At 45.5% G+C, this 1,197-nt stretch carries 2 protein-coding genes; both read left to right on the forward strand.

The features are described 5' to 3' along the window. Positions 1 to 384: hypothetical protein (locus tag WDZ40_01180; GenBank protein ID MEX0877458.1), on the forward strand; the 384-nt coding region annotated here is incomplete at its 5' end. Positions 385 to 454: 70 nt separating this feature from the next. After that, positions 455 to 1,081, forward strand: coding sequence for a class F sortase (locus WDZ40_01185; protein ID MEX0877459.1), 627 nt, complete (start codon positions 455 to 457; stop codon positions 1,079 to 1,081). The last annotated feature ends 116 nt before the right edge of the window (positions 1,082 to 1,197 follow it).

The raw sequence follows: 1,197 nt of genomic DNA on the forward strand, positions 1-1,197 counted from the left end.
CTTACTCTCGTCAAAACCGTCATCAATGACGATGGAGGTACAAAGACAGTTTCCGATTTTCCTCTCTTTGTAGGAACGACATCGGTAGCAAGTGGCGTCGCAACGACCCTTACTCCGGATACCTATACGGCGAGCGAAACAAGTGATCCTGGTTATACGGCCAGCGTATGGGGTGGAGATTGCGCTGCCGATGGAAGTATCACACTTGCAGATGGCGATGCTAAAACTTGTACTATTACCAATGACGACATCGCTTCTATTCCTACGTTACCAGATGCTGGAATTGGTCCCGATAATAACATCCCTTGGAACACCATTATCTCTGTTGTCATAATTGCGTCTTTGTCCTTGCTCTACGCAACTCGAAGGAAGCAAACAAATTAGTTTCGCGTGCTGAAGGATTGGTGAGGAAAGCCATCCGCCTAAGGCGGATGGCTTTCCGGGTTATAAGTGTATGAAAACTTTTTTGAGAAAACAATTGTTTTTAATCATAGTTGCGGGATTTGTATTCGGCCTGTTTGGTTTTTTGTATTCTGCCGGTAGCTTCAATCAAAAATCGGTTTCGTTGAATTCGATCCAGAGCGATACGGAGCTACTCGCTGTAAATACGACTACTCCGGATCAGCAGGAACAAACGAATAGCCAACCTCCGGTACGTTTGAAGATTCCAAGTATCAATGTCGATGCCGCAATCGAGCATGTAGGCATCACACCCGAGGGAGCAATGGATGTACCTAAGGCGCGTGACAATGTTGCATGGTTTTCTCTAGGGACCAGTCCCGGAGAGAATGGTAGTGCTGTTATTGCAGGTCACCGCGGTTATAAAGTTGGGGGGGCAGCCTTTGATGATTTAAATAAATTACGCAAAGGGGATAAGTTGCATGTCGAAAATACATTAGGAGAATCTGTTTCTTTTGTAGTTCGGGAGAGTCGCGTCTATGATGCAGGGGCCTACGCTCCCGAGGTTTTTACGTCCGATAATGGTATACATCTTAATCTTGTTACCTGTGTCGGCGTTTGGGATGAATCCAGAAAAATTTACACCGAACGATTGGTAATATTTACTGATAGGATAGAGTAATTTCTCGCTAAAGATTACTCTCCAGATTTTCACCGCCAGCCGAACCCGCTCAAAATTAACGTAGTTAATTTTGAGCGAGGCTCGCTCATCTTTGATGAGCGGCCCGCTCCAGACTA

This window comes from Candidatus Spechtbacterales bacterium (assembly GCA_040879145.1).
In the GTDB taxonomy this organism is placed as follows: domain Bacteria; phylum Patescibacteriota; class Minisyncoccia; order Spechtbacterales; family 2-12-FULL-38-22; genus JAWVZY01.